Here is a 4,547-nt window from a genome sequence, read left to right on the forward strand (position 1 = left end):
CCATCTCCCGGATGGGCTGGATCTGCCGCATGGCGGTGACGGAGGAGGCCATGAAGGTCACCATCAGCACCACAAAGGCGGTCATGAAGAAAAGGCCGATAAAGCCCTGCCACATGGCGTTCAGGGAGGCGTTGGTGGACACGGCGAAGGCCATACCCGCCGTGGACTGCCCGCTGCTGGACAGGGCGGGTACGCCCAGGATGAACCGCTTGCCGGCGTACAGTCCGCCCAGATCGTCCCGCCGGGCGCAAACCCCCTCCTCCAGCACTGTTTGCACCATCTCCTCCGGCATGGTGACCACCCGGCCCTCCAGGGCCTTGTCGGTGGAGAGGAGCACATGCCCCCCGGTGTCGCAGATCAGAAACTCCACGTCGGAGACGTTGGCGGCCACCACCGCCAGCTGGCGGAAGTCCTCCCGGTCGTAGGCGGGGTCGTTCTCCAGGTATCCTGCCGCCAAGCGGGCCACCATCTGGACCTGGTCCCGCAGTTCGTTCCGTTCCTGGTTCCTGGCATAGTTGTAGCTCAGGGAGAAAAAGGAGGCGCCCAGCAGAAACAGCGTCAGCAGCACCATGCTGACCATGGCCAGCAGCTGCTGCCAGTACAGGCCCTGGAAATGTCTGCGGAAGCGGCTCATGGCTTCTCCGGCTGCCTGGCGCCGGTGACCTCGAATTTATAGCCCACGCCCCATACCGTTTTCAGGGCCCACTGGTCGGAGATGTTCTCCACCTTCTCCCGCAGCCGCTTGATATGGACGTCCACAGTGCGGCTGTCGCCGAAGTAGTCGAACCCCCACACCTCGTCCAGCAGCTGGTTGCGGGTGTAGACCCGGTTGGGAGTGGAGGCCAGGTGGTAGAGGAGCTCCAGCTCCTTGGGAGGCGTGTCGATCTTCTTCCCGTCCACGATCAGCTCGTAGGAGTCCAGATCCACCACCAGCTTGTCAAAAGTCAGCCGCTTGCTGGTGTCGTTGGGGATCTCTGTCCGCCGCAGCACGGCGTTGATCCGGGCGATGAGCTCCTTCATCTCAAAGGGCTTGACGATGTAGTCGTCCGCTCCCATCTCCAGGCCCTGGATGCGGTCGAAGACCTCGCTCTTGGCGGTGAGCATGATGATGGGCACTTTGCTGGTCTCCCGAACCTTGGCGGTGACGGACCAGCCGTCCATCACCGGCAGCATGATGTCCAGCAGGATCAGGTCTGGGGCCTCCCGCTGAAATTCCTCCACGGCCCGTCCGCCGTCTCCGGCGATGCGGACGTCGAACCCCTCTTTTACCAGATACATGTGGATTAGGTCGGAAATATTGCGGTCGTCCTCCACTACCAGGATATTGCGTCCCATGGCGCTCCCTCCAATTTTTGCAAAATCTGATTTCTATTATACCGGTTTCTGTCCCAGGGTGTTGAATTTTCTGTGAATTAGAGGCTGTATTCATAGGTGGGGAATGCTGGATGGGCAAGGGGGTTCCGCGCCGGCCGGGGCAAATTTTCACAGGAGCATGTATTTCAGGAAAATTTGACGAAGAACGGCGCGAAAAGAGCCCTCCGGACGGCGTTCAACGCCTGTGGATACAGCTTCTTAGGCTCCGTTCTATGGGGTCTCCGTCAAGGCCAGGCAGCGGTCCTCGGCCTGGGCGGCGGCAGTCAGGAAGGCCCGCAGCCCCGCGGCGCCGGCGGCGCCGCCCAGCCAGATCCGCACGTCTCCCCGCCGGGAGGACACCTGCCGGAGAAGATTTTCAGCCTGAACGCTGTCCGGCAGGCCGCTGTCGGACCAGTCCAACTCCGCCTCCAGGCAGGAAAACCCCGCCTCCTGGACTGCCTGGCGGTCCCGCTCGTCCCCGTTTTGGAGTTTGACCAGGCGGGTTTTCCCCATGGTGGCCTGGGAGAGGAGCCGGTTCCCGGTCTCCAGCTGTTCCTCCACCGTCTGCCCAGCGTTCCCGGCGTCTGCCAGAAGGCCCACGGCATGGCCTGTGGCGGTCATTCGCCGGAGGAGGTCTCCCTGGTTTTCCAGGAATTCCAGGGAACAGAAGAAGGCCGCCTGCGCGTTGAGGGCGTCCAGCACGTCCAGCTGGGCTGCCGTGCTGTCTCCCGCTTTTAAGCAGAGGTATACGCTCTTCCCGTCCCCTTCAGGGAGATAAATGCCGCCGGGGTTCTCCTCCGCGCCGCTGTCCTCCGGGGCCTGTTCCCGCAGGTACTGTTCATACCGCATGGCGATCTGGCTGAAGGCGGCGTTGATAAACTCCTTCTCCGACAGGCCGAAATTGGGCTGCCGGAACCAGACCAGCGCGCCGTAGCTGGCCTCGTTGGCGGCGCTGACGCTCAGCGGCGTCATGGAATACTCCAGCTTGAAAAACTCCGCCACGATGGACGCGGGGACAAAGATCTCTCCGCCCCGGCGAATGGCCCCCCGGGAGGTGACGTTACCGTCGCTGTCCCGGACAAAATTGCCGTTTAAATCAAACATCAGTGAGCGGTTGTTGACCGCATACAAAATGCACAGGTTAGGGTTGGAGACGTTGCTGGGAAGGTAGGCCACGCCCAGGGATTTGTTTACCTGCCCTGTGAAAATGGAGCTGGCCACGTACAGGTATCCGTCGGACAAGAAGGGCATGGTGGCGTCGTTCAGGGGAAGGATGTCGTTGCCCGCCGCGGTGATATACACGCTGCCCGCGGCCTCTGCGGTCACAGGCGCCAGCGCAAGGCACAGCGCAAGGCACAGCGCAAGGCACAGCGTCAGCGCCGCCGCTCTCTTTTTCATAGCTGCCCGCCCCCTTTCAGCCCTGGCAATAATATTTTATTATATCACGGTTTGCCCGGATTTGTAAAGCCTGCCGCCCGATAGGGGTCCACGGCCAAAATGCAAAAAATAGGTTACACTCGGCCGTCTGGCCTTGTGTAACCCAATACTAATGCCTGCCAAATGGAAAAGCCGTCAATTTTTATCTTGCTTTTTCCAAAAAGAGCTGTTATAATATATCCCGTTGACGCGGCTGTAGTTCATCGGTAGAACGGCAGCTTCCCAAGCTGCATAGGTGGGTTCGACTCCCATCAGCCGCTCCAAAAAAGAGAGACACGCTGTGCGTGTCTCTCTTTTTTGGAGCTCTCCCATTTTGCCGAAAGCAAAATGGGGCGCCTGTGGGCGGGTTGATTGAAATCCCGCGGGGGAACCCGGAAAGGTCCCCCCCGCGGACACCCCCTCCTTCGGGGACTTCCGGATGGTCCGGGGGGTGGGGATGGGTCAGGAGAAGGTTTTTTGGATGGTCTCGAGGCTGCGGCTGGTTTCTACCCAGTTTTCCACATAGCCGCAGTCACAGCAGATATACCGGATCACGGGGATCTTGCCAAGGAGCGTGGCCCGGGTGGTGTAGATGTTGTTCCCACTGGCGTGGCGGCGGGGATTGTCCGGTATTCGGATAATCTTCCGGGAGCCGCACTTGGGACAGACGCTTCCGTTTTTCATCGCTTTTCCTTTTCCCGCAGCAGGGACTGGCCCAGCAGGGTCAGCAGAGCGGCGAAATCCAAAGGGGTGAGGCCCTCCTGTTTCTTTTCCTCTGCCATGGTCCGCCTCCTCACTGCCGGGCGGCGTACAGCCGCAGGGACACCGGGATGGAGACGGCCGTCAGCGCCGCCGCCGCAGCAGGGCCCAGGACTGCCGCCGCGGGCAGGAGACGGAGAGCCGCCGCGGAGTCGGGGGACGCCGCCTCCGTAAGGATGCCGGCTCCGCCGCAGACCAGGAAGATCATCAGGAACATCACCATGCGCCCCCGCTCCACGCCGAAGCGGAGCACCAGAGGAAGCGTGATGTCCAGGACGCACACGCTGGCGCAGAAGCTCAGCAGAATGACGCGGGGGTCCCCGTTTTTCAAAATGGCCTGGGCCGCCAGGGAGAGGACGCTGGCCGCGCCGGCGCAGAGCCAGCCCAGCACATATTTACTCAGTACCATGTCCCGGCAGGAGTAGGGCATCATGGCCGCCAGCTGATCCCACTTGCACCGCTCGTCATAGGCCACAGCCGTGTAGGGCAGCATGGCGCACCAAGCGACGATGAACACGTTGCCAAAGCTCCCCTGGAAGAGGAAAAACACCAGAAGCAGCAGTATAAACATCCGCATCTGCTTCCACAGTACATAGAAATCCTTTCGGATCAGGGCTTTCATCTCTTCTCCGCTCCTTTCACAATAAAGAGGATGATCTCCTCAATGGTGGGCCGCTCCAGGGCCAGGCTCTCCGGCACCATACTCCGCCGCACCAGCGCCCGGACGCCGCCGTAGTCACTGGCCTCCCGGCCGATGACCGCCTCCGGCAGCAGGCTCTCCGCCTGCTCCGCCGTGCCCACGAACACGCCGTAGTCCTCCAGCAGTTGGTCCTTCTCCTGGCAGAACAGCAGCCGCCCCTGGTGGAGGAAGGCGATGTAGTCGCACAGCTTTTCCAGATCGCTGACGATGTGGGAGGAGATCAAAATGGAGTGGTCCTCCTCCCGGGTGAACTCGTTGAAAATTTCCAGCACCTCGTCCCGGACGATGGGGTCCAGGCCGGAGGTCGCCTCGTCCAGAA

The 4,547-nt window shown here is 61.3% G+C and carries 4 protein-coding genes, 1 tRNA gene and 2 pseudogenes; 1 reads left to right on the forward strand and 6 read right to left on the reverse strand.

The genetic code is table 11. The features are described 5' to 3' along the window. The 3 genes and pseudogenes from QZ326_RS11285 to QZ326_RS11295 all read right to left on the reverse strand — a co-directional run. Positions 1 to 634 (reverse strand): annotated as a pseudogene (locus QZ326_RS11285) (two-component sensor histidine kinase); the annotation flags it as partial. Continuing rightward, positions 631 to 1,335 (reverse strand): response regulator transcription factor, encoded by a 705-nt coding sequence (locus QZ326_RS11290; RefSeq protein ID WP_295745234.1) that lies wholly within the window; start codon positions 1,333 to 1,335, stop codon positions 631 to 633. The pseudogene QZ326_RS11285 and the gene QZ326_RS11290, both read right to left, overlap by 4 nt. A 249-nt stretch (positions 1,336 to 1,584) precedes the next feature. Next, entirely contained in the window at positions 1,585 to 2,751 is a 1,167-nt protein-coding gene (locus QZ326_RS11295; protein WP_295745236.1) for a polysaccharide deacetylase family protein, read from the reverse strand. Positions 2,752 to 2,979: 228 nt separating this feature from the next. Here QZ326_RS11295 and QZ326_RS11300 point away from each other — a divergent pair. Beyond that, a tRNA-Gly gene (locus QZ326_RS11300) sits at positions 2,980 to 3,053 on the forward strand. Between the two features lie 178 nt (positions 3,054 to 3,231). Here QZ326_RS11300 and QZ326_RS11305 read toward each other — a convergent pair. The 3 genes and pseudogenes from QZ326_RS11305 to QZ326_RS11315 form a co-directional block, all read right to left on the reverse strand. After that, entirely contained in the window at positions 3,232 to 3,453 is a 222-nt protein-coding gene (locus QZ326_RS11305; RefSeq protein ID WP_295745237.1) for a hypothetical protein, read from the reverse strand. Between the two features lie 109 nt (positions 3,454 to 3,562). Beyond that, positions 3,563 to 4,150, reverse strand: coding sequence for an ABC-2 transporter permease (locus tag QZ326_RS11310; RefSeq protein WP_295745239.1), 588 nt, complete (start codon positions 4,148 to 4,150; stop codon positions 3,563 to 3,565). Next, positions 4,147 to 4,547, reverse strand: a pseudogene (locus QZ326_RS11315) (ABC transporter ATP-binding protein); the annotation flags it as partial. The pseudogene QZ326_RS11315 and the gene QZ326_RS11310, both read right to left, overlap by 4 nt.

The organism is uncultured Oscillibacter sp. (assembly GCF_910587525.1).
In the GTDB taxonomy this organism is placed as follows: domain Bacteria; phylum Bacillota; class Clostridia; order Oscillospirales; family Oscillospiraceae; genus Oscillibacter.